Here is a 26,324-nt window from a genome sequence, read left to right as displayed (position 1 = left end):
GCACCCCCGCTACTTCACGACTGCCGAGAGCTCAAAGCTCGCGCTCGGTGTCGCCTTGTAATTGGAGTGGACCTCGGCGGTGATCACGTTGGCGCCCGCCACGAGCGCCGATCCCGGCACCTCGAACACCACGGGGTTCGCCACCGCCGGCCCGGCTCCGACCGCCGAGATCGCGTAGGTGGTGTTCGTCACGGTGCCGGCCGCGATGTTGGAGCGTTTCACCTCGACGCCGTTCAGGTAGACGACGATGCCGTCATCCGCCCGCGTCGTGAAGACGAGCGCGCCGATCGCCTGCGGGTCGGCGATCGTGAACGACGAGCGGTAATAGGAGGTCAGTGGCTGCGGTGCCACCGCGCTCAGCACGGTTCCGAGCACCGCCTGCCCCCAGCCGATCGGCGCGGCCCCGGTCGACCACGCTGTCGCGTCGAATCCGGCGCCCTTCCACGCGGCGTCGGGGGCGCTGGCCGGGTAGCTGTACGACCAGGTGGATGCCGGGGCGATGACGACGGTGCCGGGGGCGACGGTGCCGGGGTCAACCGGCGGGTCGACCGGCGGGTCGACCGGCGGGTCGACGGGCGGCTGCGTGCCGAACGTGGCCAGCGCCGCCAGCTCGAAGCTGGCGCTCGGCGTCGTCTTGTAGTTCGAGTGCACCTCGGCCGCGATCACGTTCGCGCCCGTCGTGAAGGCCGAGCCGGGGATGGTGACGGTGACCGGGTTGGCCAGCGCGTTCGCGGCGGTGACCGAGGACTGGGCGTAGGTGGTGGAGGTGACCGGGCCGGCCGCGATGTTCTTGCGCACCACCTCCGTGCCATTCACATAGACCACGATGCCGTCGTCCGCCCGGGTGGTGAGCGTCACCGACGCCACCTTGCTCGCATCGGCCACGGTGAAGGACTTCCGGTAGTACGCGGTGAGCGGCTGCGGGGCTGCCGTGCTGAGCGTCGTTCCGAGGAGCGCCTGGCCCCACCCGATCGGCGCCGCGCCCGTCGGCCAGGCCGACGCGTCGAAGCCGGCGGACTGCCAGCCCGTTGCCGGGGCCGTCGCCCCGAAGGAGTAGCTCCAGGTGCTGCCGCCCGCGACCAGCACCGGGTTGCCGGGGTCGGCCGGGGTGGTGCTCCCGACCGTCGCCGCCGGGGTGCTGGCAGACCAGTTGCCGGAGCCGTCCGCGGCGCGCACGAAGTACTTCGTTCCCGCGGGGGTGACCGGCAGGGTGACCGTGCGGGAGCGCGTGGTGGCGACCACCCGGTCATTGCGCAGCACCTGGTAGGTGACGGCATCCTGGTTGTCCACCGAGGCCGCCCAGCTCAGCGTCTCGCCGCTCGGCGAGGCGGACACGGCCAGGCCGGAGGGCGCGGTCGGCGCCTTCGAGTCATTGGGGGCGAAGCGGACGAATCCGCCCGACCACTGGCTGACGTAGCCGGCCTTCTGCGACTTGGTGTAGTCGCCGCCGAACCAGGTCACCCCGTTGGAGTCGCTGAACAGCGCCCACGAACCCGCCCCGATGCGCTGGCTCACCGTCGGGCTGAACTGGGGCATCGGTTTTCCGGTCGCGTTGTCCCAGGCGCCGACACTGTTGATCTTCGTCGCCTGGGTCCAGGTCGTGCCGACCGACGGCCAGGTGCGTGCCCCGGCGTAGTTCGTGTAGAAGCAGTGGCAGCCGCCGTAGACGACGGAGCCGTCGCTCGAGATGGCCTGGAAGTCGCCGCCGGCGAGGCCGATGTTCGTGCTCAGCTCCGCCATCGTCGCGCGGTCGTAGCTGTAGAGCATGTGCTGCGAACCACCGAGCCACACCTTGCTGCCAACCTCTTTCACCGCCTGCTGGTAGTTGGTGGTGCTGGCGAAGTTGACCGACCAGGGAACGACTCCGGTGTCGGCGGTACGGATGCTGGCGGCTTTCACCGCCGGTGTCGTCTTGGACGCGGTGAAGAATCCCGCGTAGTAGACCCGGTCGCCCTGCGCGGAGGCGTCCAGAGCCATGACCGTGCCGTTGAACTCCGGGTTCCAGCTCTTGTCGGGGGTGCCGTTGCTCACCGAGACGCGGCCGGCCGCGCGGGTGTACACCTGCCCCGCTGCGGAGCCGCCGCTCATGTGGGTGAAGTTTCCGCCGACGTAGAGCCAGTCGCCCTGCACATCGAGCCCGCGAACCACCGGGACCCCGCCGGACAGGTTGTTGATCAGCGTCGTGGTGAAGGTCGTGTCGGTGGCCCCGGTCGTGGGGTTCAACACCACCAGCCCTGGCCGTGCGGCGCCGTTCACCTGGCTGAAGTAGCCGCCGACCGCGAGCTTGCCGTTGGGCAGCACGGCGAGCGCCTTCACCTGCTTGTCGAGCGTCGGCCGGAAGGAGGGGATCCACTCGCCGGTCTTCACGTCGAAGGCGGCGAGATAGGACTGCGCGACCTGGCTGCCGCCGGCAGCGGTCTTCTGGACGGTGAGGAAGTTGCCCCCGACGTAGATGATGCCGTTGCCCTCGGCGAAAGCGGACACCTCCTGGCTGCCCTCGACGGTGTTCGGTCCGGCGCCGATGCCGCTGACGCCCCACACGGTCGGCATCGCGAAGCTGCTGGCGACGGCGGCCTGCTCGAACTTGGCCGTCCCGGCATCCGCGATGGGGGCCGTGTACAGCGCCGAGCTCACCAGCTTGGGCCGCAGGTAGGCCTGGGTGAAGGGCCGGGGGCGCCCGGCTGTGGTGCTCGGCGCCCAGATGTAGCTGTCCGCGGCCGGATTGCCGCGGGCCGCGGAGCCGTAGCCGAAACCGGTCATCCAGCCCTGGGCGGAGCCCGTGGTCGTCTCGATCCGGTTCTGGTTGGTGCTCTGGCCGAAGGCGGCCATAGTGCCGCCGGTGCCGGAGGCGGTGCCGATCGTCCAGGCGCCCGCACGCTGTTCGTTCTCGAACATCCAGCTCCACTCGACGCGCGGGGAGGCGAATGTGAAGGTCGCCTCCTGCCACGCTGTGCCCGTGGTGTTCGTGGCCCGGCGCAGGCGCACGCCGTCCGTCATGGACGTGACCGGCTGGTTGTTGAGCAGCTTGTCGATCATGCCGGCGGTCAGCTGCTTGGGCGCGAACGCCGCCTGGCCGGTGAGCGTGTTCCGCACCTCGGCCGGGGTTCCCGCCCCCTCGTTCGTCTCCGACCAGCCCTCACGGCCGCGCCCGATCAGCACCCAGCCGCCGCCGCTCGTCGTCTGGTCGCAGTAGAACTGCTCGGCTGCGCCCATCGCGGGGGTGTTGAGCCAGTAGCTGCCGCTCGGGGCGGTGGGCTTCAGCTGTTTGATCTCCCAGCAGGAGGCCGCCGCCGTGTATTCGGAGAGCCCGTCGGGTGCCGGCAGGGTCGTCGCCGCCGTCGCGCTGATCGGCGTGAGCAACGCGGCGACGACGATGCCCGTCGCGAACAGCGGGCCTAGCCAGTTCTTCCTGGACCGGACGGAAACGCTTCGGGTAAGCGTCATCTCAGTTCTCCTTGTGGTGGGGTCTGTGACCGTTGACGGGGCCGTCAACAGGCCGTTTCATCGGGAAAGGACCTGGCGATGATGCGCCAGCTGTCGCCGCTCTGCTCGAACGTGAAGAGGTTCAGCGCGCGGTGGGACCCGGCACTGCCGGCGCCCTGGAGCGATGCGCCGTCGGAGTCCAGCGTCTGCACATCGCTGGAATCGACGCACGCCTGCGCGACGACGGTCGCGGGCGTGGCCGTGGTGTCGCTGCTCACGATGGTGACGTTGAGTACCTGGGGTGTGCCCGTCCGCGTCCAGCCGTTGGCCTGCAGCTCGAGCTGGTCGTTCTTGATCTCGTCGAGGATCGCGCCGGATGCCACGGCCGTCAGCTGATCGGGCGCCTCGGTGGCGTTGGGACTGAGCTCAGCGGCCGCGGTGACCAGGGTTGTCACGGTGTCGGCAACGGCCTCGGGAGTGAGCGGCGCCGCGACCCCCGCCGGCGGCGCGGGCGTTGCGGCGGCTGGCGCACTGGCAGTCGGAGTCGGAACCGGCGTGGCGGCCGACGGCCGAGCCGACGCGAGCGGGCCGGCTGTGCTGGTCGGCGCCGACTGGGTCAGGGCGACCCAGGCGGTTGCGGCGACGGCCAGAACCGCGAGAGCGGCGAGCGCGGTGAGGATGCGCCGTCGGACGGACGACGTGCGATTCTGGTCGGCGCGAGATGCCGAGCCGAACCCGTAGCGGAAGTCGTCGTCGTCTTCCGGCTCGCCGATCATTGCGCCCGAGACTGGGCGCAGGGCGGGCACGGGGCCGCGACGGGGGCGAAGCGCGGCGCGAGACGGCAGGGCTTCGGGCAGATGGGACTCGAGTTCACGAGCGTTCTCCTGTACTTCGGGTTACAGGCAATGGGTGACACGCTGCCGGGCAAAGGTGAGAATGCTTCAGCAACACCAGCACACTAGCCCCGGCCGACGGCCTCCGATAAGCCCCCCGTTCGGGTGTCGCCTCCCGTCGGCGCCTGGCGGCGGGCCAGGAGCGCGAAGTCGCGAAGCTGCAGGCGGTCGCGGTCGAGCGCACACCAGCCGACGAAGAGCACGGCGGACACAGCGAGCGAGAGCGCGAGCGCGAGCGGGGAGGCGCCGAGCGCCAAACGGAACGCGAGGGCCGGGAGCCCGAAGGTCGTCACCGCGATGAGCAGGGCGTATGCGATGGTGCCGAATTCCATTCGGATGCCGATGAAGCGGCGCACCTCGACGACGGCGAGCAGCGCGTCGACGAGCATGCTGAACGCCCAGGTGATGGCCGCGCCGTTGATGCCGAGCAGTGGGATCAGGACCAGATTCCCGCCGACGTTGAGCGCGAGCACGACGGCCTTGTTGAACGCGGCCCAGCCGCTGCGGCCGCTCATCAGCAGCACCGACTGGATGTTCCCGGTGGTGCAGGTGAGCACCGCCCCGATGCAGAGGATGGCGAGCGCGGTCGACCCGTGCACGAACTCCGGCCCCAGCAATCCGAGTACAACGGGGGCGAAGACCGCCAGAACCAGGTAGATCGGGGCGCTGAGCAGCACAAGCCAGCGTGCCGCTATGCGGTACAGCGCCTGGACCTCGCCGAACTTCTCGTGGAACAGCAGGCTGCTGAAGCGGGTCGCGACCACGACGCGCAGTGCGGTGTCGATGATGAGGCCCGCCGCGATGAACCGGCTGGCGCCTCCGTAGATGCCGGCGGCCGCCGAGCCGGCCAGGATGCCGACGATGAGGACGTCGAGCCAGATCAGTGACTGCTCCATGCCGGCCGACAAGGTGCGGGGGAGGGCGTAGGCCACGACGCTCCGGCGGACGGCCGGGTCGACCCGCCATGCGCCGCGCACCCCGGCCGCGCGTTCGTGGCGGGCGACCTGCACGCGCAGCACGACCGCGGCCGCCACGAGCGCGATGGGCAGCGGCGCCGCCCAGGCGAGGGCCACGCTGGCGTAGGAGCCGCCGGCTATGGCCACCAGCCAGACGGCGACCGGGCGGATGACGGGGAGGCCGATGCTGCCGACGCTGACGTACGGGATGATGCCGCCGAGCCCCCTGGTCGCCGCGAGGGCGACGAGGACGAGCGCCCCAACGGGCAGGAACCAGCCGACCAGTGCGACGGCATCGGCGACAGCCGAGGCCTCGCTGTCGCCGAGCTGGGCCAGCTGCGGCGCGAGGGCAACCGTCAGGGCCCCGCATGCGGTGCCGCTGATGGCCGTGATGAGGAGCATCGACGCCAGCGTCCCGCGGATGGCCGCCGGGTTGTGGGCGGCGAGGCGCGGCATGATCCAGACGGCAGCCGAGTCCATGCCGGCGCGGGCGAGGCTGAGGACGATGGTGAAGACCGCAATCGTCTGCAGCACGACCCCGGCGCCGACGTCGCCCAGGGTGCGCGCGAGCACCACGATGAGCGCGAAGCCCATTGTTGCGCTGATCGCGGAGCCGAGCAGGCTCGCCGTGCCCTCCCGGGCGAGCGTGCGCGTGTCCGCCGTGGTGAGCTGCGTCGGCGCGCCGCTCATCGAGGACCGGGCCTGCTGCTCACCATCTGTCGGGCGAGCCGGAACAGGAAGGCGGGATTGCCGAGGAGGTAGCGGGCCCCGAGCCGCCGCGGCTCGATCAGCAGGCGCCACAGCCATTCCAGCCCGGCGGAGAGCATCCAGCCCGGCGCACGAGGGTTGTCTCCGCTCGTCCAGTCGAAGAGGCCGCCGCAGGTGAGGATGGCCGGCACCGCGAGCCGCCGCCGGTGCTCTGCCACCCAGCGCTGCTGCAGCGGGTCGCCCAGGCCGACCAAGAGGATGCCCGGCCGGTACGCGTTGATGCGCGCGATCAACGCCTCCGTCTCCGCGGCCGAGACATAGCCGTCGCTGCACTCGACGAGCAGTCCGGGCGCGTCGGTCAGGAGGCGCTCGGCGGCGCGCTCGGCGACCCCCGGCTTTCCCCCGAACAGGAAGAGCCTCGTGCCGCTCGCGGCGGCGCGCGCGGCGAGGGGGTAGATGAGATCAGTGGTGGCGACCCGTTCCGGAATCCTGAACCCCAACAGCCGCGCCGCCCAGACGATCGACTGGCCGTCCGCGTAGCGGAGCTCGACCTCGGCCAGGTCGGCGGCGAACTCGGTGTTGGAGGCGGCGAGATTGCACACGGCCGCATTGACTCCGGTGGCGACGCGGGGCGTCAGCGGGTCAGTCCAGGCCAGGATGGCGTCGACGAGCTCATCCTGGCTGAGCGGGTCGATGGAGACGCCGAGAACGTGGGCGCGCTCGGCCTGTGCGAAGCCGCTCATCGCGCAGCGCCGGCGGACGCGGTCCGCGAATCGGAGCGGTGGCCGGTCGGCGCCGCCGACCCCGTGTCGGCCGGGGCGCTCGCCGGGTGGGGCGCGACGCTCATGTGGCGTCTGTGGGAGACCGTGATGATGCCGAGGAACACCGTTCCGATCCGCGCGGCCTCGGTCAGCACCTGCACGAGCGTGTCGGCCCGCGTGCGGTGCGCCGTCGCGATGATGGCCAGGCAGTCCGAGATGCGGAGGGCGCCCAGGACGCTGGACGGCGGGGCCGCAGCCCCCAGCGCGAGGATGTGGAACGTGCCAGGGGCCGCCCCCTCGATCCGGTCCCACGTCGCCTGTGCGATGTAGGGGGCTGCCGCATCCTCGGTCACCGGCAGGGGGAAGTAGACCTGCAGGGTGGGGACGGTCGCGGACTGGTAGAGATCCCCGCGCTCGTCCGCGTGTGCGAGCACCAGGCGGAGGCCGTCGCACACGGCGAGCCGCAGTTCAGCGGGCAGGTCCGGCAGTATCAGCTCCGTCGCCGCCCCGCCCTCTGCCATCACAGAGGCCAGGTTGGCCGGGACGTCGGGGTGGCCGGCCGAGGTGTCGTTGAGGAGTGTCAACGTCTTGGCGTTCTGCGGCAGGCCACTCATGATGCGCTCCCGTGCCATGCGGAGCTGCTCGAGGGTCGTCTCGCGCTCGGGGATGACGGCATCGACTCCCTGAATGTCGGCGAGAATCTCCGCTCCCGTTGCACGGTGGATCTCGCGGCTGTTGCGCAGTCGGCGGTCCAGCGGATTGATCGCGAATGCCACGATCATGCCCAGCACGAGGCCGGCGAGCGCACCAATGCCCAGCGCCCGCGCCCGGCTGGGCGCGAACACGACGTCGTTGCGGGCGGCGGTGGTGAGGATCGAGCCGCCGGCGGTGTCAATCTGCTCGAGCATGCTCTTCTGCGACAGGAGGGCGTTCAGCTCAATGGTGACGAGGTCCCTGTCGCTGATGGCCTGGTTGGCGGCAGAGCTGCCCGGCGCCGACGTGCTGATGCGCGAGTTCGCGTCCGCCAGCTCGGCGCCGAGCTGAACGCGACGATCCCCCACGCCTTTCAGGATGCTGTCGAGCTTCGTCTGGGCCTGGGTGGTCCGGTAGGCCAGATAGGCCGTGGCGGCAGCATCCGCGCCCGCTTGCGCCTGGGCGCTCGTCGGCGCGGTGAAGGAGATGTGCACGACGGGGGCGCCGGTGACGGCGCTCGCCGAGATCTGGCGCCGCACATCGGCGGGGTCGGCCCCGGACTGCAGCGCCTCGGCGGCGTTCTGGGCGACGGAGTATGAGGTGGCGATCTGCATCTCCGTCGACGCGTCGAGCAGGTTGGATGCCTGCTTCGTCGTATTGAAGGGATCGGTCGAGATGATGTTGATGTTGACGTCTGCCGTGGCCGTCACCGTCGCCGGGGTGATGACGAGGTAGGCGAGGGCGGCCAGAATGCCGAGCACCGCACCGAGCGCAATGACCGACCACTGCCGCCTGAGCACGAAGCCGTAGTAGTCCAGCCCCAACGCGGTGCGCTCCAACGGCTCCGACATGCTCATGCACCCCCGCCCCCGGCGACGCGCCTGCCGGACTGTCTGGCCTCGCCGGCCGGCGTCGGATGACTACCTCGAACTCCGCTGCCGTTGACGAGTTTGCCTCATATACTAATGTGCTCCATACGCGAAATAGCGAGTTGGCCGGTGGATTTAGTCTGCGGGGAGGTGCTCGACCCATGCGAATGGTTGCTGCACTGCCGAGCTCGCGTGGCGCGATCCGCCGGGCCGGAACGGGCCAGGGTCGGCTGTTCGGCCGGGATGCCGCGACGCTGCCCGGGCTCCCTCGCTGGCCGTTCACCGCCATGTTCGCGCTCTTCCCGCTCTGGTGGCTGCTTGGCCCCGGCGAGGTGATGTGGATCGTTCTGGCTGCGATCATGCTGCTCTACCTGTTGCGTCGCGGACACATCGAGGTGCCGCGCGGCTTCGGCATCTGGCTGCTGTTCCTGCTCTGGATGGTCTTCTCTGTCATCGGGATCGACACCGGCGGCCGGCTGGTCGGGTTCCTCTATCGAGCGCTGCTCTATCTGGCCGTCACCGTCATCTTCCTGTACGTCTTCAACGCTCGAACGACGTTGAGCGCACGGTATGTGGCCGGGGTGTTGACCGTGTTCTGGCTGATCGTCGTCGCCGGCGGCTACCTCGGCGTGTTCTTCCCGGTGCTCGCGATCCACACGCCCTTCGGCCTGGTCTTGCCCGAGTCGATCAGCTCAAACGAGCTCGTGCAGGAGATGGTCGTGCGCCGCACCACGCAGTACAACCCGGACGGCTGGCTCAAGCTCGACCCGCGGCCGAGCGCGCCGTTCCTGTACACGAACGGCTGGGGCAACGCCTACTCGATGCTGCTGCCGATCGTGATCGGCTACATGGTGGAGGTGCGCCGGGAGCGCCGTTTCTGGTGGCTGCTCATCGCCATCCCCGTCTCCTTCGTGCCGGCGTTCCTCACGCTCAACCGGGGGATGTTCATCGGCCTCGGCCTCGCCCTCGTCTACGTCGCCGCGCGCGCGGTCATCCGGGGGAACCTGCGGGTGATCCTCGCGCTGGGCGCACTGCTGCTCGTCGTTGCCGGCGCGTTCGCAACCCTGCCCATCGCCGACAGGCTGACCGATCGGGTGTCCACGAGCTCAACGACGGAGGACCGGGCGGGCCTGTACGAGGAGACCTTCACGCGCACGCTCGATGCGCCACTGTTCGGCTACGGCGCCCCGCGCCCGTCGGAGAAGGCGGGGGTGCCGTCGGCCGGAACGCAGGGGCAGATCTGGATGGTGATGTTCTCGCAGGGGTTCCCTGGCGTGCTGTTCTTCGTCGGCTGGTTCGTGTGGGCGTTCTTCCGCTCGCTCCCTGCGCGGGATCCGATCGGGCTGGCCTGCAACACGGTGCTGCTGGTGATCATCGTCGAATCGAGCTACTACGGCATCATGACGGCCGGAATCGCGGTGGCGATGATCGCGGCAGCGCTCACGATGCGGTCGGGGCAGCGCCCGGAGGAGCAATACCTGAGTCCCGCTCAGGGAGTCGGTTACACTGGCGCGAAGGTGGCCGCCGTGCCACGTTCGCAACACTGAGTTACAGAGGCGGTAGCCCATGTCAGCCCAGCACCGTGCCACCCTGCCGAGCGTGAGCGTCGTGATAGCCACGCGCGGTCGGCCCGAACTCCTGCGCATGGCTGTGCGGTCGATCCTCGCTCAGGACTACGCCGGCGACATCGACCTGACCGTCGTGTTCGACCAGATCGAGATCGATCCGCTGAGCGATGTCGACGTGCCGCACGAGGGGCGCGTGCTGCGCACCGTGTCAAACCAACGACACCCGGGGCTGGCCGGGGGCCGCAACACGGGCATCTTGACCGCGAGCGGCGAGCTCATCGCGTTCTGCGACGATGACGACGAGTGGATGCCGGGCAAGCTGCGGCTGCAGCTGGAGGCCTGGCGCGGCGACCCCGCCGCAATCCTGGTGGCGACCGGGATCCGCATCGAGACTGCTGGCCGCTCGGTGGAGCGGGTGCCGCCGGAGAGCACGGTGTTCGCGGACTTGATTCGCTCGCGCACGACCGAGCTCCACCCGTCCTCGTTCCTCTTCCGGCGTGCGGACGTGCTCGAGCGGTTCGGGCTCGTCGACGAGGAGCTGCCGGCCTCGTATGGCGAGGACTACGACTTCCTGCTCCGCGCGGCTCGGTTCGGGCACATCCTGGCCGTGCCAGAGCCCCTTGTCATCGTGCACTGGAATCGGGCGTCGTTCTTCGACGGCAAGTGGCTGGGGATCGCGGAGGGGCTCACCTATCTGCTCAACAAACACCCGGAGTTCTCAGACAGCGCCGCCGGCTCGGCCCGGATCGAGGGGCAGATTGCCTTCGCTCTTGCGGCGCTCGGCCGGCACGCGGAAGCGCGCACCTGGGCGCGCCAGACGATTCGACATGACCGCTCCCAACTGCGCGCCTACGCGGCCCTGGCCATCTCTGCGCGCCTCGTGCCTGCTGGCGCACTGGTCAGCGCCGTGAACCGGCGCGGCCGGGGGCTCTGAGCGCCGAGGCCAGGGGCTAGCGCTGGTAGACCCGCACGAAGTCGACCTGGAAGCTCGCGGGGAAGCTGGTGTCGGCATCCGGCGAGCCCGGCCAGCTGCCGCCGACGGCCAAGTTCAGGCGCATGAAGAACCGGCCGACGAAGGCCGTGTCGAGCCAGGGCGTGGTTGCAGTGTTCCGTTCAAACGTCCGCACGCCGTCGACGAACCAGATGAGGGAGCCCGGAGCCCACTCGAGCGCGTAGTCGTGGAAGCCGCCGGCGGTGGTGCCGGCGAGCATGTCGTAGTCGGTGCCCTCCTGGAGGAATGTCGGCTCGTAGTCGTAGTGAATCGTCTGCACGACGCGGTTGGCGCGGAACGGGTCGCTCGCGCCCGTTCCGATGGCCTCGAGAATGTCGACCTCGCCGACCTTGCTGGCACTCGGGCGCAGCCAGAAGGCCGGCCAGAGACCCTTCGACGTGCCCTGCGCGAGCGGGGTTCTGGCTCGGATCTCGAAGCGGCCGTACTCGAAGTCGACCTTGTTCTTCGTGGTGAGCATGCCGGAGGTGTACCGGCGGCCGTCCGGGAAGCGGGCGTCCCGGCCGCCGCACACGATCGGCGATGGCTCATCCCTGGCGGTGATGGTCAGCAGCCCGTCGGCGACACTCACATTCTCCGGGCGGTCCAGCAGGCACGCGAGCTCCTGGTTGCCGTCACCGAAGGTCGAGTCGTTCTCGACGTTCCAAGAGGCGCGGTTCAGGGCGTTGCCGGTGAACTCATCGTTCCAGACCAGCGTCCAGCCGGTCGGAGCTGGCGTGCTCGGCCGCCCCGGGCTCGCCCGGTCGGTGAGCGGGGCGCTCTGCGCGGGCTGCGCGGTGTCCGTCACCCGTGCGTCCGCAGTGCTCAGCCCGGTCAGCCCGAGTCCGGTCGCCGCGACGATGGCCAGGGCGCCGGCCGCACGGGATGGCTTCCACCGGGCGACGTGGCCCGGCGGCGGATGACGACGCGGCTCGTCCTCAGGGGCCGGGAGTGCCACGGAGGCGCTTCGGGGTCGGGAGAGCGGCCACCACGTGTTCACCGCGAGGCGCGCCGCGGCTCGACGCGGCCGTGGACGGCGGGCGGCCCGGCGGTGAGCGCGTCGAGAGCGCGGCGCAGCGCGGTGCTCGAGGTCGTCATCGTGTACGGGAAGTAGATGACCTCCACGCCGACGTCGGCGAACGCCAACTCGAGGGCCTGGCCGCGATCCGTGCCCTTCCAATCGTCGCCCTTGAAGTAGATGTCGAACCCCACGCGCTGCCAGGTCTCCAGCTTGTCGAGCGCGGTCTCGGCCACCGCCTCGTCGACGAAGGAGATGTGCCGGACGATCTCGAGCCGCTCGCTGAGGGGCACGACCGGACGTGTTCCCCTCGTGTGCAGGAGCACCTCGTCGGAGACGACGCCGGCGATCAGGTAGTCGCACTGACTCCGTGCATGCCGGAGGATGTTCAGGTGGCCGACGTGGAAGAGGTCGAAGGCCCCGCCGGCGTATCCGACACGATGGCGGATTCGTCCGCCGGCATCCGCGTGCGCCATCAGTACGCCCCCTGGGGATTGGCGATGGTCTTGAACGTGCGCCAGATGATCATGACGTCGCCGGTGAGCGACCAGTTCTCGACGTAGTAGAGGTCGAGCCGGACGCTTTCCTCCCAGCTCAGGTCGGAGCGGCCACTGATCTGCCACAGGCCGGTGATGCCCGGCTTGATGAACAAGCGGCGGTGCACGCTGCCCTCGTAGCTCTCGACCTCCGTCGCCAGCGGCGGCCGCGGACCCACGACGCTCATGTCGCCGATGAGGGCGTTCCAGATCTGCGGCAGCTCGTCCAGCGAGTACTTGCGCAGGACGCGACCGGCGCGAGTCACCCGGGGGTCGTTGCGCAGCTTGAACAGCACGCCGGATCCCTCGTTCTGATCGAGCAGGCCGGCGAGGTCATCCTCGGCTGTCTGCACCATCGAGCGGAACTTGAGCATCTGGAAGGTGCGCCCGTTGCGGCCGCAGCGCTCCTGCCGGAACAGCGCGGGCCCCGGACTGTCGAGTTTGACCACCGCGGCGATGACGAGCATCAGCGGAAGCAGGGCGATGAGAGCGAGCGCCGACAGCGAGACATCCAGGGTGCGCTTGAGGATGTGCTTGCCGCCCTCGAACCGTGGGATCTCCACGTGGATGAGGGGGAGGCCATCGACCGGGCGGAAGTGAATGCGCGGCCCGGCCACGTCGGTGAGCCGGGAGGAGAGCACCAGCTCCGCCGCCGTGCCCTCCAGATCCCAGCCGAGCGTGCGGATGAAGTCGCTGCCGCCCTCTGGCTGGCCGGCGACGATGACGGTGTCGGCGGCGACGGCCTCGGCCGCGTCGGCGATGCCGGCTAGATCCGAGACGATCGGCACGCTCTGCGTGCCGACGTCGAGGAACCCGATCCCGTCGCCGGGGAGGGAGACCCCGACCACGTGGAAGGCGGCACCGGACTTGGACTCGATCTGTGCGATGACGTAGCTGACGTCCTCGCGTGTGCCCACGACGATGGCACGGGCCAGGTAGTGGCCGAAGGTCCGCTGGTGCAGCAACCACTTGCGCCAGAACCAACGAGCCAGCAGCAGGGAGGCGATGCCGATGGGCAGGGCGATGACGAAATAGCCGCGGGCGACATCGACCTGGAACACGAGGAAGGCAATGGCGAGCAGCCCGAACGCGAGTGCGCTGGCGTTCACAACCCGCTTGTACTCGAGCACCCCGACCCCGACCACATGGGGATCCCTGGTGTGGAAGGCGGCCAGCGTCAGCAGCCACGCCGCCACGACGAGCGCCGTCACGGCCATGTACTGGCCCGCGACCAGCTCGGACTGGCGGAGCGAGTCGCCGGAGAAGTAACCGACCAGGCCGACGGCGACGACCACCGCGAGGATGATGCCGACATCGGTCAGCCGCAGACGGTCGCGGTAGAGCCGGGCCCAGCGCAGGCCAGAGGCTGGCTGGTCTGCCTGCACTGCGCGTGCCGGCGTGGGCGGAGCGGCGACGAGCTTGAGCCGGCGGGGCAGCCGGGGCGCGTCGGGCTCGAGGGGGCGTGCCTCACTCATGTTCCCACCGCAGAACAGCGCGAGATGCGAGCGGTGTGAACATCGCCTCCTGAGAGGCGGATGCGATGGATTCTTCAGTTGCGGGTCGCCGGAACGGTCGACAAATTGCTATAGCGGTCACAGATATCCCTGCATTTCGGGTTTACAGGTACTTCTTCGGGTGGACGTGAGATCAGCCCCGACGGAGCCGCTAGGACAGCCCGATCAAGAAGTGAAAACATCTCAGCTAATCTCGTCCATGACCCTACGCCCCGGCGGGAAGCCGGGAATACCCCAGTATGGGGGTGGTGGCCCGATCTGTTGTTCGGGCACATGCCGCTCAACGAAAAAACGGCCCCGCCGAAGCGGGGCCGTTCAGTGACCTTGGAGGTCTAGCGCACGGCCCGAGGGCGGTGCGCGGTACTCAGACTAGAGCGGGCGGATGTTCTCAGCCTGCAGGCCCTTGGGGCCACGGGCGGTCTCGAACTCGACCTTCTGGTTCTCGTCGAGGCTGCGGTAGCCATCGGTTGCGATTGCGGAGAAGTGCGCGAACACGTCGGCGCTTCCGTCGTCGGGGGTGATGAAGCCGAAGCCCTTTTCAGCGTTGAACCACTTCACGGTGCCGGTTGCCATTTTTGTCTCTCATTCATGAGGTCTCGATCGAATTCGACCTTCGAATCCGAGCGTCGCGTGTCTTGATTCGCCCTCAGAAAAGCGACCATGAACCGGGTTAGTTCGTGGTTGCTTGAAATACAATGCGCAACACAACAACTTGAGCGTCAACACTAGCTCATGAAGGCGTGATAATGGTGAACTTTTTTTGAAGCGTGATACGGATCGTTACAAAAGTGCCGAAAACCGCGTGATTTCGCGCCGATCTCCCGCTCCCTGTGAAGTCCCGTCATGCGGAGGGCGCGGGTGTGGCACGAGCCATTTTGGCTCTCAGGCGGCCTTGCGCAGCTCGTGGCCGTGCACGGTGAGCGCGTAGATCACGAGCACGTCGAGGGCGATGACGATGAGCGACCACCAGGGTTGGACCGGCAACAGGAAAAGCTGCCCGACGGCGTTGATGATGACGAGGACGATGGCGACGATGCGGGCCCAGGTCGCTCCGGCGAGCAGCGCCAGCGCGACCACGATGAGGGCGAGGCCGGTGATCATGTGCCACCACCCCCACCCCTGAACGTCGAGGAGGAAGAGGGACCCGCTCGACGTCGCGAAGTACGCGCTGTCGGGCCCGATGATGGCCATGAGGCCGTAGAACGCGTCGAAGATGCCCGCCGTCATCAGGACGAACCCAGCGAACCATCCCCAGCCGACCCAGCCTGTGGTCTCGGTCTTCGATGAAGTCTCGGACATCTCGCACCTCCCGGACAATGCCGACGCGCGCACGGCCGTTGCGGTGCGCTTCGACGGGTTTCCGTCACGGTACTGAGGCTGTGAGAGGGCGGGCATCACGCAGGTCGGGTGATCTTGCCGGGTGCCGGCGTGGCCGGGCAGCGGTGCCTAGGCAACAAAAAGCCCCCGCAGAACCGAAGTTCTGCGGGGGCTTGTCTTGTGGCTCCGACCGGCGTCGATCCGGTGACCTTTCGATTTTCAGTCGAACGCTCTACCAACTGAGCTACAGAGCCCGGAGCATTCGAAAATGCTGCCGAGAAGGAGAAAGCCCCAACTTTCGAAGGGGCTTGTCGCCTGAGCGACCCTGACGGGACTTGAACCCGCGACCTCCGCCGTGACAGGGCGGCACGCTAACCAACTGCGCTACAGGGCCTCGTGAGAAGCTATTCAATTATATATGCTGCTGTGTTTCTATTATGACCTATTCAGTTATGTGACCCCAACGGGATTCGAACCCGTGCTGCCGCCGTGAAAGGGCGGTGTCCTAGGCCACTAAACGATGGGGCCGGATTGTCTTGAACTGCAGGACAACCGAGGCATAAGCATACGTGGATTTTGGGCCGGTGCAAAAACGCCTGCGCCCGGGCGTGTCTCGCGCGGGTCGAAGTTGCCGCCACGGCCGCAAATCTCCCCGATTTCGGCCCTCTTCCGGGCTAGTGTCGCCGTGACTGCGCAGTGTGCGCTTCCGCACGCTCGCCGAACCGAGTTGTTACTGTTGTCAGAGTTGCCAGTGCTACCGCTGTGACGGAAGTTACTTGTCGAGGGTTTCGGGACTCTCGAACGGGGGAGAGATGAAGCGCACAGACCAGAGAGAGAAGCGCGGCCGCGCTGCACTGCGATGGGGGTTCACTCGCCACCGCGCCCGAACGGGCATCGGCGCCGGGCTGGCGCTCGCCCTGACGGCGACCCTCGCCCTCGGCGGGCCGGCGAACGCGGCGGGGTTCCCCAGCTGGGAAGACGTGCAGGCCGCCAAGGCCAACTCGGCCTCCGCCCAGCAGGCGGTCGAGAACATCCGCTCGCTGATCGTTGAGCTGGACGCCGCGGCGCAGACCGCCCAGGCGGAGTCGGACAAGCGCAGCGAGGAGCTGCTCACCGCCAAGAACAAGTACGACGATGCGGCCGAGCGCGCCGCTGCTCTGCAGGAGCAGGCCGACGCCAGCAAGGCCACCGCCGACGCCGCGACGAAGCAGGCCGGCCTGCTGGCCGCGCAGCTCTACCGCTCCGGCGGGGGAGACCTGAGCGTGAACCTCTTCCTCGACGGCGGCCAGGGCGGCGCCGACGCCGCGGACGGCCTGCTGTCGCGCCTCGGCAGCATGAGCAAGATGGTCGAGCGCAGCACGGACATCTACGCCAGCGCGCAGACCACCACGAACACGGCCGCCTCACTCGGCGACCAGGCCAAGATCGCGACCGCCGAGCGGGAGAAGCTCCGCGTCGCGGCCGAGGCTGCACTCGCCGTCGCCGTCGCCGCGCAGCAGGCGGCAGACGCCGCGCTGCAGGAGTCGCAGGACCGCAGCGTCGTGCTGGACGCGCAGCTCGCCTTCATGCTGGACACGCAGGCCAAGACGGCGGCGGCCTACGAGGAGGGCGAGCGCCAGCGCATCGCCGCCGAAGCTGCAGCTGCCGCGGCGGCCGCGGCCGCTGAGGCGGCGGCAGGCGGAGGGGGCGGTGGCGGCGGTGGCAGCGGCCCCGGGCCCGGGCTCGGCGGCGGCTACATCAACAACGGCTGGGCCGTGCCGGCATCCGGACGCATCACCGACAATTTCGGCCCGCGCCCGAGCATCTGCACGAGCGGCGGCTGCTCGAACAGCACCCACCGTGGAACTGACCTCGGCACCGGCTGCTCCGCCCCGATCTACGCGGCCGCCTCCGGAACCGTCACCTACTCTGGCCGAAACGGCACCTACGGCAACTGGATCGAGATCGACCACGGCGGCGGCGTGAGCACCGGCTACGCCCATATCCGCGACGGCGGCCGCTTCGTCGGCGTCGGCGAATGGGTCGAGGTCGGCCAGAACATCGCCAGCTCGGGCACGACAGGGGCGTCGACCGGATGCCATCTGCATTTCGAGGTCTACATCGGAGGAAACAGAGTGAACCCTGTTCCGTTCATGGCCGACCGGGGGGTTCCCCTTGGCTGATCCGCGCACCAGACCGCTGTCGAGGGTGAAGCCCGCGACGATCTTCTCCGCCGTCACGATCGGCGCCGTCGCGGCGACGGTCGGCCTGGTCGGACCCGTCTCCGCCGCCCCCGACTACCCGTCGTGGAGCGACGTGCAGAACGCGAAGAACAACGAGGCCACCAAGAAGGCCGAGATCGCCAAGCTGACCGGCTTCCTCGACGCGTTGCGCGCGACGGCGGATGCCGCGATGAAGGACTCGATGGTCGCCGCCGAGGCATGGCGGGTCAACCAGGAGCAGCTGACCGCCGCGACGGAGCGCGAGAAGACGCTCAAGTCGCAACAGGCGGCCGCGGCCAAGAAGGCCGAGACGTCGAAGATGCGGGCCGGGCTGCTGGCCTCGCACCTGGCGCGCAGCGGCGGCCAGGACATGTCGGTCAACCTGTTCCTGCAGGGCGACGGCGCCGACGACCTGCTGCGCCAGCTCGGCGTCGCCAGCAAGCTGAGCGAGCAGTCCCGCGAGATCTACAGCGAGGCGATCCAGGACAGCAACACCGCGGCCTCCCTCGCCGATCAGGCCGCGGCGGCCACCGTGGAGCGCCAGCGGCTCAGCGCCGAGGCGCAGAGCCGGCTCGACACCGCCAACAGCACGGCCCAGGTGGCGGTCAACGCCTACGACGCCGAGCAGCGAAAGTCCGACGAGCTCTACGCCCAGCTGGCGCTGCTGCGGGACAGCACCGCCGAGCTCGAGCGCGCCAGGGTCGAGGGTGAGCGCGCCGAGGAGGCCGCGAAGAACCCGCCGCCCGTCGCGCCCCCGATCACGCCGCCGGCCGGCGGCTCCAACGGCGGCTCCGGCAGCGGGGGAGGCTCGACGCCCAAGCCGACCACCCCGCCCACGACTCCGGTCACCCCGCCGACGACCCCGGTCACGCCGCCCACGACCCCGGTCACCCCTCCGGTGGCCCCGCCGGTGACGCCGCCGGTGACGCCGCCCGTGTCGCCGCCGAGCAACGCCAGTGCGGTCGAGCAGGCGATCTCCTTCGCCCTCAGCCAGACCGGCAAGCGCTACCAGCTGGGCGGTGCGGGCCCGGACGTCTGGGACTGCTCCGGCCTCACCATGAAGGCTTACGGCTCCGCCGGCGTCGGCATCGGGTCGCACGGTGCGACCGCCCAGTACAACACGATGCGCAACCAGGGGCGGCTCGTGCCGTTCAGCGAGCGGCAGCGCGGCGACCTGATCTTCTGGGAGGGGCGCCCTGGCGATGTCTACCACGTCGCCATCTACCTGGGCAACGGCCGCATCGTGGAGGCGCCGAACGAGAACGCCCCGGTGCGCGAGTACTTCATCTGGGGCATGGGCGACGTGGTGTCGTACGTGGGGCGCCCGGGCTAGAGCCGGACGCCGGGTGGATGCCGCGGCATCCGCCCGGCCCAAGAGAGTCGGGCCCGGGGCAGTCAGCCTTAACCGCCGGGCTGGGACGCGAGAAGGGGCACGCCATGCGGCGTGCCCCTTCTGCGTTCAGTAGCGCGTACTGGCGGTGATCAGTGGCCGGGGAAGGCGACGATTCCGGCCTCGATGATCGCGGTGGCCTCGGCGGCGTCGCCCCAACCCTCGGTCTTGACCCACTTGCCGGGCTCGAGGTCCTTGTAGTGCTCGAAGAAGTGCTCGATCTCCTTGCGCTGGAACTCGGGGATGTCGGTGACGTCCTGGATGTGGTTCCAGCGGGGGTCGCCGGCGGGCACGGCGATGACCTTGGCGTCGCTGCCGCCGTCATCGGTCATGTTGAAGACGCCGACCGGGCGAACCTTGACGCCGACGCCCGGGAACAGCGGGTAGTCGAGCAGCACGAGCACGTCGACGGGGTCGCCGTCCAGGCCCAGCGTGTTCTCGAAGTAGCCGTAGTCGGTCGGGTAGACGAAGGTCGTGTAGAGCACGCGGTCGAGGAAGACGCGACCGGTCTCGTGGTCGACCTCGTACTTGTTGCGGCTTCCCTTGGGAATCTCGATAACGGCGAGGTACTCAGCCATGGTGGGGTCTCCTTGAATCCATGAAATGGGTGTGGATGCAGCGCAAACCCCGAGTGGGGAAAGTCCGGAATAAGGTTACTTGATGGAATCCCTGCGCCGACCCCGTTTGACCCCGGCCATTGCCGACGTCCGACGGGCGGTGCGCGAGGGGCTGCTCGCCGCGTTTGAGGCGCCGGATGCCGCCGATTCCCCGCTCGTGCTGGTCGCCCTGAGCGGCGGCGCCGACTCGCTGGCGTTGGCCGCCGCGACCGCCTTCGAGGCGCCGCGGGCCGGGCTCCGCGCCGGCGCCGTCGTGATCGATCACGGGCTGCAGGACGGCTCCGCCGCGATCGCCGCCCGGGCCGCCGAGCAGGCGCGCGGGCTCGGGCTCGACCCCGTGCACGTCGTCGCGGTCGCCGTCGGCGACGAGGGGGGCATGGAGGCCGCGGCCCGCGCCGCCCGCTACGCCGCGTTCGCTCGGCTGCAGGCCGAGGCCGGCGCCAGCGGCATCCTGCTCGGGCACACCCTGGACGACCAGGCCGAGACGGTGCTGCTCGGGCTGGCGCGCGGCTCCGGGCCGACGAGCATGCATGGCATGGCCGCGCAGACCGGCCCGTACCTGCGCCCGCTGCTCGGCATCCGCCGTGCCGACACCGTGCAGTTCTGCGCGGATGCCGGTCTGGAGCCGTGGCGGGACCCGCACAACGCCGACCCCGCCTACGCCAGGGTGCGGGTGCGCGACACCGTTCTGCCGGTGCTGGAGGCCGAGCTCGGCCCCGGGATCGCCGAGGCGCTGGCCCGCACCGCCGAGCAGCTGCGCGAGGATTCCGCCGCGCTCGACGAGATGGTGCTCGAGTTCATCGAGGAGATCTGCGAGCCGGCGGAGGCGGGCATCGCCGTCTCGGCCGCGGCGTTGGCGGCCAATCCGGCTGCCCTGCGGCAGCGCGTCATCCGGTTCGTGGTGCAGAGCGAGTTCGGCGTCACGCTCGAGCGCGTGCACACGCTGGCGGTCGCCCGGCTGGTCACCGACTGGCACGGTCAGAAGGCTCTCAACTTGCCAGGCGTTAGGGTTGAGAGGAGCGCTGGGCTGCTCGTGTTCACGGCCGCCTAGCCAGACCTCCAAGCCACACGGCACTACTCCCCGCACGACAGAGCAGCAGGGCCTCGGCGCAGCCGAAGCCAGAACGGATCGAACGTCCATGGAATCGCACAACATCGCCGGTGACCTCGAGGAAGTCCTGCTGACCGAGGAGCAGATCCAGGGCCGCCTGGCCGAGCTGGCCCGCCGGATCGAAGCCGACTACGCCGGCGAGAACGTGCTGTTGGTCGGCGTCCTGAAGGGCGCCGTCATGGTGATGGCCGACCTCGCCCGCGAGCTGAACATGCAGGTCACCATGGACTGGATGGCCGTCTCCTCGTATGGCTCCGGCACCACCTCCAGCGGCGTCGTGCGCATCCTCAAGGACCTCGACAGCGACCTGACCGGCCGCAAGGTGCTCATCGTCGAGGACATCATCGACTCCGGCCTGACCCTCAGCTGGCTGATCTCCAACCTCAAGTCGCGCGGCCCGGAGTCGGTCGAGATCTGCGCCCTGCTGCGCAAGCCGGAGGCCGCCCGCGTCGACATCGACGTCAAGTACCTCGGCTTCGACATCCCGAACAAGTTCGTCGTCGGCTACGGCCTCGACTACAACGAGCAGTACCGCAACATGCGCAGCGTCGGCATCCTCGCCCCGCACATCTACAGCTAGCGCCTGCGCCCCCTCTCTGGGCGCGAGACCCCAGGCCCCGGACGACGCATCGCGCGGCATCCGGGGCCTTTCGCGTTCCCGCGACCCCGGTGGGGTCTCGACAGGCTGAACCAGCGGGCGCCCCGCTGAATGAGCCTGTCGAAATCGGCTCGCGGGGCCGGGTTTCGACCCGCCGCCGGGGGCCGCAGAGGCGGCCGCGCAGGGCACAGGGTGAGCCTGCAGCGAACATGCGGCAATCGTGCAGCGCGGTCGCGGTAGCCTTGCAGCACCATGAACGTCAAGAAGCTTCTTCGCGGTCCGCTGCTCTACATCGTGCTCGCGGTTGTTGCCGTGTGGATCGGGTCCAGCCTGATCACTATGTCCGGGTTCCGAGAGGTCTCCACGCAGGAGGGCCTCGCGTTCCTGAAGGACGGCAAGGTCGCCAGTGCCAAGATCGTCGATGGCGAGCAACGCGTCGACCTGACGCTGAGCAAGGCCGACCCGAAGCTCGGCGACCAGGTGCAGTTCTACTACGTCGCCCCGCGCGGCACCGAGGTCATCGACGCGGTCACCGCGGCCAACCCGCCGCAGGGCTTCGACGACGAGGTCCCGCAGCCCAACTGGCTGCTCTCCCTGCTCGGCATCCTGCTGCCCGTTCTGCTCATCGGCCTGTTCTTCTGGTGGATGCTCTCCAGCATGCAGGGCGGCGGCAACAAGGTCATGCAGTTCGGCAAGTCCAAGGCCAAACTCGTCACCAAGGAGAGCCCGAAGGTCACCTTCGAGGACGTCGCGGGCGCCGACGAGGCGATCGAGGAGCTCGAGGAGATCAAGGACTTCCTCAAGGACCCGGCCCGCTTCCAGGCCGTCGGCGCGCGCATCCCCAAGGGTGTGCTGCTCTACGGCCCTCCCGGCACCGGCAAGACCCTGCTCGCCCGCGCCGTCGCGGGTGAGGCCGGCGTGCCGTTCTACTCGATCTCCGGTTCTGACTTCGTCGAGATGTTCGTCGGTGTCGGCGCCAGCCGTGTGCGAGACCTGTTCCAGCAGGCGAAGGAGAACGCCCCGGCCATCATCTTCGTCGACGAGATCGACGCCGTCGGCCGCCACCGCGGCGCCGGCATGGGCGGCGGACACGACGAGCGCGAGCAGACGCTCAACCAGCTGCTCGTCGAGATGGACGGCTTCGACCCCAAGGCGAACGTCATCCTGATCGCGGCCACGAACCGCCCCGACATCCTGGACCCGGCGCTGCTGCGCCCCGGCCGCTTCGACCGCCAGATCGGCGTCGACGCCCCGGACATGCTCGGCCGCAAGAAGATCCTCGAGGTGCACGGCAAGGGCAAGCCGCTCGCGAAGGGCGTCGACCTCGAGGTCGTCGCGCGCAAGACGCCCGGCTTCACCGGTGCAGACCTGGCCAACGTGCTGAACGAGGCCGCGCTGCTCACCGCGCGCTCGCACGCCCAGCTGATCGACAACCGCGCCCTCGACGAGGCCATCGACCGCGTCGTGGCCGGCCCGCAGCGCCGCACTCGCGTCATGAAGGACAAGGAAAAGCTGATCACGGCCTACCACGAGGGCGGGCACGCCCTCGCGGCCGCGGCCATGAACTACACGGACCCGGTCACCAAGATCACGATCCTGCCGCGCGGCCGCGCCCTCGGCTACACGATGGTGATGCCGCTCGAGGACAAGTACTCGATCACCCGCAACGAGCTGCTCGACCAGCTGACCTACGCCATGGGCGGCCGCGTCGCCGAGGAGATCGTCTTCCACGACCCGACGACGGGTGCCTCCAACGACATCGAGAAGGCCACCGCCACCGCGCGCAAGATGGTCACCGAGTACGGCATGAGCACCGACGTCGGAGCGGTCAAGCTCGGCCAGTCGAGCGGCGAGATGTTCCTCGGCCGTGACATGGGTCACCAGCGCGACTACTCCGAGCGCATCGCAGAGCGTGTCGACCAGGAGGTGCGCGCGCTCATCGAGCAGGCGCACGACGAGGCCTGGGAGGTTCTGAACGAGAACCGCGACATCCTGGACCGCCTGGCCGCCGAGCTGCTCGAGAAGGAGACGCTCGACCACAACCAGATCGCCGAGATCTTCAAGGACGTGAAGAAGCTGCCCGAGCGCCCGCAGTGGCTCTCCAGCGACAAGCGGCCGCTCTCGGAGCGCCCCCCGATCGACTTCCCCGTGCTCACCTCCCCGGTGAACCCCGGGGCGACCGACGGCGGCGTGGAGTCGGGCGGCGTGGGCACGGAACCCGCGCCCGGCCGCACCCCGACGATCAACCCCCGCCCGGCCACGGCGTAGGCGACGCTCGTGAGCGGAGTCGACCGGGCTCGCATCGAGGCAGCCGTGAACGAGATCATCCTCGCGATCGGTGAGGACCCGGCCCGCCCGGGCCTGGCCAGGACGCCGGCCCGCGTGGCCGACGCCTACGCGGAGTTCTTCGGCGGCCTGACCCAGGACCCGCTGGAGCACCTGCGGGACTCGGTGCCGATCGGCGCCGACGTGGACGGGGCGCCCCAGACCAGCGACGCGGTGCTGCTGCGCGGCATCGACTTCCGCTCGGTCTGCGAGCACCACCTGCTGCCCTTCGTCGGCGTCGTGCACATCGCCTACCTGCCGAGCGACCGCGTCGTCGGCCTCGGCCGGCTGCCGGCGGTCGTCGACACCCTCTCCGCCCGGCCGCAGCTGCAGGAGCGGCTGACCGAGGAGATCGCCGACGCGCTGCAGGAGGGGCTCGACCCCCGCGGCGTGCTCGTCGTGCTCGACGCCGTGCACCGCTGCGTCGTCGCCCGCGGCTCCCGGCAGGCCTCCAGCTCCACGGTCACGATCGCCAGCCGCGGCGAGCTCGCAGAGCCCGCTGCCCGCGCCGAGCTGATGGCGCTGATCGCATCGGGCGGCCACGGTGTCTGACCCGGCGCTCCCCGCCGGCACCCCGTCCAGCCACGCCTTGTTCGACCGGTCGGATGCCGCACCGCTCGTCATGGGCATCGTCAACGTCACACCGGACTCATTCAGCGACGGCGGGCGCTGGGCCGAGCCGAGCGCGGCCGTCGCCCACGCGCGGCAGCTGGTGGCATCCGGCGCCGACATCATCGACGTCGGCGGGGAGTCGACGAGGCCGGGCGCCCCGCGCGTTGACCCGGCGGCAGAGCAGGCGCGCGTCGTCCCCGTCGTTGCCGCCCTGGCCGAGGCCGGCATCGCGGTGAGCGTCGACACCATGAACGCCTCGACAGCGCTCGCCACCGCGGCCGCTGGCGCGCTGATCATCAACGACGTCTCGGGCGGGCTGGCCGACCCGGCGATGGCCGATGCCGTTGCCGCGAGCGGGCTGCACTACGTCGCGATGCACTGGCGCGCGCACGCCGACACCATGCAGCAGCTCGCACAGTACGGCGATGTGGTCTCCGAGGTGTGCGCCGAGCTCACCGCGCGCGTCGACGTGATGAAGGCGGCCGGCGTCGCCGCCGACAAGCTGATCCTCGACCCCGGGCTCGGCTTCGCCAAGACCGCCGCGCACAACTGGGCGTTGCTCGGCCGACTCGGCGAGCTGCGGGCCCTCGGCTACCCCGTGCTGGTCGGTGCCTCGCGCAAAAGGTTCCTCGGGGAGCTGCTGCCGGACGGCACCGCGCCCGCAGAGCGCGACCTCGCGACCGCCGTGGTGAGCGCGCTTTCCGCGCAGCAGGGGGCGTGGGCGCTGCGCGTGCACGACGTGGCGGGCACGCGGGTTGCCCTCGATGTGCTCGCTTCGTGGCAAAGTGGAGCACGTGCCTGATCTCAATGCGGTTCGCCAGAGCCCTGACGCCCCATCCGCCGTCGTGGACTGGGCGGCGCGCGACCACATCACGCTGACCGGGCTGCGCGTGCAGGCCCACCACGGCGTCTTCGACTTCGAGCGGGAGAACGGCCAGGCCTTCGTCGCCGACGTGACCGTGTGGCTGGACTTCGCCGCGGCCGCCGCCGGCGACGAACTTGCCGCAACCATCCACTACGGCGTGCTTGCCGAGGAGGTCGCCGCCGCGGTGCAGCGCGACCCCGTCGACCTCATCGAGACGGTTGTCGAGCGCATCGCCGCGACCGTGCTCGCCCACCCGGCCGCCCAGCGCGTGCGGGTGACCCTGCACAAACCAGACGCACCGATCACGGTGCCCTTCGACGACGTCTCCGTCACGATTACCCGGGAGCGCTCATGAGCACCGCCGACCAGTCCATGCAGCCGGCCGTCATCGCCCTCGGCGCCAACCTCGGCGACCGCGACGAGACGCTGAGCCAAGCCGTCGTGGCCATCGCCGAGCTCCCCGGCACCGAGCTCACCGGCGTCTCCGCGCTGATCGAGACCCCCGCGCTCAAGCCGCACGGTGTCGACCACGACGCCCCCGCCTACCTCAACGGCGTGGTGACGGTGCTCACCAGCCTCGCCCCGCACGCCCTGCTCGACGCCCTCAACGCCATCGAGAACGAGCACGGCCGCCAGCGCACGGAGCACTGGGGCGACCGCACCCTCGACCTCGACCTGATCAGCTACGGCGAGCTGGAGCAGAGCGACGAGCGCCTCACCCTGCCGCACCCGCGCGCCGCGGAGCGCGACTTCGTGCTGGTGCCCTGGCTCGAGCTCGACCCGGACGCCACCTTGCCCGGCCACGGTCGGGTCGACGCACTGCCCGCCTCCCAGGCCGACGGCCAGGCGCCCGGCTCCGGGGCCCCGCAATGAGACGCACCGCCCCGGCGACGCTGGCGTTGCTGGCGCTCGGCGGCACGGTGCTCGCCTTCTTGGCAGAGCTGGCGATCGCGTCATCCGGTCGCCCGATCATCGTGCCCCCGATCACGCTGGCCCTGACGCTCGTCGCCCTCGGCGTGGTCGTCGTCGCGCTGGCCTGGCCGATCCGCCGCGCCGTCAAGGCCACCGTCAGCACCCACGTCGACCCGTTCCGGGCGCTGCGCGTGGCGGTGCTGGCCAAGGCCTCCAGCCTCTCCGGTGCGCTGCTCGGCGGGGCGGGGCTCGGCCTGCTCGTCTACCTGCTCAGCAGGCAGAGCACACCGCCGGCCGCGACCCTCTGGATGGCGATCGCCACCGCGGCGGGCGGAACCCTGCTGCTCATCGCGGGGCTCGTCGCCGAGCACTTCTGCACGCTGCCGCCAGACAAGCACGACCCCGACACCGAGAAAGCGTAGGGCCGCCATGCCCGCGTCCGATGAGAG

Annotated in this window: 23 protein-coding genes and 3 tRNA genes; 12 read left to right on the top strand and 14 right to left on the bottom strand. The window is 69.7% G+C overall.

All coding sequences use genetic code 11. The features are described from left to right. Positions 1-9 precede the first annotated feature (9 nt). The 5 genes from GY24_RS17900 to GY24_RS03790 form a co-directional block, all read right to left on the bottom strand. The gene (locus tag GY24_RS17900) at positions 10-3,444 is read right to left on the bottom strand and encodes a fibrinogen-like YCDxxxxGGGW domain-containing protein (protein ID WP_161498677.1); all 3,435 of its coding nucleotides are present in this window, start codon (positions 3,442-3,444) and stop codon (positions 10-12) included. Between the two features lie 44 nt (positions 3,445-3,488). Further along, positions 3,489-4,199 (bottom strand): hypothetical protein, encoded by a 711-nt coding sequence (locus GY24_RS03805; protein WP_104474439.1) that lies wholly within the window; start codon positions 4,197-4,199, stop codon positions 3,489-3,491. Positions 4,200-4,381: 182 nt separating this feature from the next. Next, the gene (locus GY24_RS03800) at positions 4,382-5,962 is read right to left on the bottom strand and encodes a flippase (protein ID WP_104474438.1); all 1,581 of its coding nucleotides are present in this window, start codon (positions 5,960-5,962) and stop codon (positions 4,382-4,384) included. After that, a complete protein-coding gene (locus tag GY24_RS03795) occupies positions 5,959-6,723 on the bottom strand; it encodes a WecB/TagA/CpsF family glycosyltransferase (protein ID WP_104474437.1) in 765 nt (254 codons plus the stop codon). The genes GY24_RS03800 and GY24_RS03795 overlap by 4 nt, the downstream gene beginning before the upstream one ends. After that, positions 6,720-8,291, bottom strand: a complete 1,572-nt coding sequence (locus GY24_RS03790; RefSeq protein ID WP_104474436.1) for a YveK family protein — start codon at positions 8,289-8,291, stop codon at positions 6,720-6,722. The genes GY24_RS03795 and GY24_RS03790 overlap by 4 nt, the downstream gene beginning before the upstream one ends. Positions 8,292-8,470: 179 nt before the next feature. On the opposite strand from GY24_RS03790, the gene GY24_RS03785 reads away from it, so the two are divergent. Both GY24_RS03785 and GY24_RS03780 read left to right on the top strand, forming a co-directional pair. Next, the gene (locus GY24_RS03785) at positions 8,471-9,850 is read left to right on the top strand and encodes an O-antigen ligase family protein (protein WP_104474435.1); all 1,380 of its coding nucleotides are present in this window, start codon (positions 8,471-8,473) and stop codon (positions 9,848-9,850) included. Between the two features lie 19 nt (positions 9,851-9,869). Further along, positions 9,870-10,805 carry a glycosyltransferase family 2 protein gene (locus GY24_RS03780; RefSeq protein WP_104474434.1) on the top strand — a complete coding sequence of 312 codons (936 nt, stop codon included), beginning with the start codon at positions 9,870-9,872 and terminating at the stop codon, positions 10,803-10,805. A 16-nt stretch (positions 10,806-10,821) separates the two neighbouring features. On the opposite strand, the gene GY24_RS03775 is transcribed toward GY24_RS03780, so the two are convergent. The 8 genes from GY24_RS03775 to GY24_RS03740 form a co-directional block, all read right to left on the bottom strand. Beyond that, positions 10,822-11,817 carry a glycoside hydrolase family 16 protein gene (locus GY24_RS03775; protein WP_161498676.1) on the bottom strand — a complete coding sequence of 332 codons (996 nt, stop codon included), beginning with the start codon at positions 11,815-11,817 and terminating at the stop codon, positions 10,822-10,824. A 38-nt stretch (positions 11,818-11,855) separates the two neighbouring features. Next, complete coding sequence (locus GY24_RS03770) at positions 11,856-12,353, bottom strand: adenylyltransferase/cytidyltransferase family protein (RefSeq protein ID WP_104474432.1); 498 nt, start codon at positions 12,351-12,353, stop codon at positions 11,856-11,858. Next, the gene (locus tag GY24_RS03765; protein WP_104474431.1) at positions 12,353-13,888 is read right to left on the bottom strand and encodes a sugar transferase; all 1,536 of its coding nucleotides are present in this window, start codon (positions 13,886-13,888) and stop codon (positions 12,353-12,355) included. Before GY24_RS03765 ends, GY24_RS03770 begins: the two co-directional genes overlap by 1 nt. Before the next feature lie 408 nt (positions 13,889-14,296). After that, on the bottom strand, positions 14,297-14,500 hold the full coding sequence (locus GY24_RS03760; RefSeq protein WP_047405211.1) for a cold-shock protein: 204 nt from the start codon (positions 14,498-14,500) through the stop codon (positions 14,297-14,299). Between the two features lie 309 nt (positions 14,501-14,809). Then, entirely contained in the window at positions 14,810-15,226 is a 417-nt protein-coding gene (locus GY24_RS03755) for a DUF7144 family membrane protein (protein ID WP_104474430.1), read from the bottom strand. A 199-nt stretch (positions 15,227-15,425) separates the two neighbouring features. Next, a tRNA-Phe gene (locus tag GY24_RS03750) sits at positions 15,426-15,498 on the bottom strand. A gap of 66 nt (positions 15,499-15,564) precedes the next feature. Then, positions 15,565-15,638 (bottom strand) — tRNA-Asp (locus GY24_RS03745). Positions 15,639-15,699: 61 nt separating this feature from the next. After that, positions 15,700-15,772, bottom strand: a tRNA-Glu gene (locus GY24_RS03740). A 284-nt stretch (positions 15,773-16,056) separates the two neighbouring features. Here GY24_RS03740 and GY24_RS03735 point away from each other — a divergent pair. Both GY24_RS03735 and GY24_RS03730 read left to right on the top strand, forming a co-directional pair. After that, positions 16,057-17,406 (top strand): M23 family metallopeptidase, encoded by a 1,350-nt coding sequence (locus GY24_RS03735; RefSeq protein WP_104474429.1) that lies wholly within the window; start codon positions 16,057-16,059, stop codon positions 17,404-17,406. Positions 17,407-17,431: 25 nt separating this feature from the next. Next, positions 17,432-18,778 carry a C40 family peptidase gene (locus tag GY24_RS03730; RefSeq protein ID WP_104474428.1) on the top strand — a complete coding sequence of 449 codons (1,347 nt, stop codon included), beginning with the start codon at positions 17,432-17,434 and terminating at the stop codon, positions 18,776-18,778. A 149-nt stretch (positions 18,779-18,927) separates the two neighbouring features. On the opposite strand, the gene ppa is transcribed toward GY24_RS03730, so the two are convergent. Continuing rightward, positions 18,928-19,413: an inorganic diphosphatase gene (gene ppa, locus GY24_RS03725; RefSeq protein ID WP_067225426.1), complete on the bottom strand. Its 486-nt coding sequence runs from the start codon at positions 19,411-19,413 to the stop codon at positions 18,928-18,930. Between the two features lie 82 nt (positions 19,414-19,495). On the opposite strand from ppa, the gene tilS reads away from it, so the two are divergent. From tilS to GY24_RS03685, 8 genes are all read left to right on the top strand, one after another. After that, a complete protein-coding gene (tilS, locus tag GY24_RS03720; protein WP_104474427.1) occupies positions 19,496-20,503 on the top strand; it encodes a tRNA lysidine(34) synthetase TilS in 1,008 nt (335 codons plus the stop codon). Between the two features lie 88 nt (positions 20,504-20,591). Beyond that, the gene (gene hpt / locus GY24_RS03715) at positions 20,592-21,143 is read left to right on the top strand and encodes a hypoxanthine phosphoribosyltransferase (RefSeq protein ID WP_104474426.1); all 552 of its coding nucleotides are present in this window, start codon (positions 20,592-20,594) and stop codon (positions 21,141-21,143) included. A gap of 270 nt (positions 21,144-21,413) precedes the next feature. Beyond that, the gene (ftsH, locus tag GY24_RS03710; protein WP_104474425.1) at positions 21,414-23,429 is read left to right on the top strand and encodes an ATP-dependent zinc metalloprotease FtsH; all 2,016 of its coding nucleotides are present in this window, start codon (positions 21,414-21,416) and stop codon (positions 23,427-23,429) included. A gap of 9 nt (positions 23,430-23,438) precedes the next feature. Next, positions 23,439-24,038, top strand: a complete 600-nt coding sequence (folE, locus tag GY24_RS03705) for a GTP cyclohydrolase I (RefSeq protein ID WP_083362933.1) — start codon at positions 23,439-23,441, stop codon at positions 24,036-24,038. Between the two features lie 70 nt (positions 24,039-24,108). Beyond that, the gene (gene folP / locus GY24_RS03700) at positions 24,109-24,900 is read left to right on the top strand and encodes a dihydropteroate synthase (RefSeq protein WP_104474460.1); all 792 of its coding nucleotides are present in this window, start codon (positions 24,109-24,111) and stop codon (positions 24,898-24,900) included. Beyond that, on the top strand, positions 24,893-25,318 hold the full coding sequence (gene folB, locus GY24_RS03695) for a dihydroneopterin aldolase (RefSeq protein WP_233279180.1): 426 nt from the start codon (positions 24,893-24,895) through the stop codon (positions 25,316-25,318). The genes folP and folB overlap by 8 nt, the downstream gene beginning before the upstream one ends. Continuing rightward, positions 25,315-25,836 (top strand): 2-amino-4-hydroxy-6-hydroxymethyldihydropteridine diphosphokinase, encoded by a 522-nt coding sequence (folK, locus tag GY24_RS03690; RefSeq protein WP_104474423.1) that lies wholly within the window; start codon positions 25,315-25,317, stop codon positions 25,834-25,836. Before folB ends, folK begins: the two co-directional genes overlap by 4 nt. Next, positions 25,833-26,297, top strand: a complete 465-nt coding sequence (locus GY24_RS03685) for a DUF3180 family protein (protein WP_104474422.1) — start codon at positions 25,833-25,835, stop codon at positions 26,295-26,297. Before folK ends, GY24_RS03685 begins: the two co-directional genes overlap by 4 nt. Positions 26,298-26,324 lie beyond the last annotated feature (27 nt).

The organism is Microterricola pindariensis (assembly GCF_002936985.1).
GTDB classification, from domain to species: domain Bacteria; phylum Actinomycetota; class Actinomycetes; order Actinomycetales; family Microbacteriaceae; genus Microterricola; species Microterricola pindariensis.
Note: the sequence above shows the minus strand (reverse complement) of the source record. Positions and strands in the feature narration are given on the sequence as shown.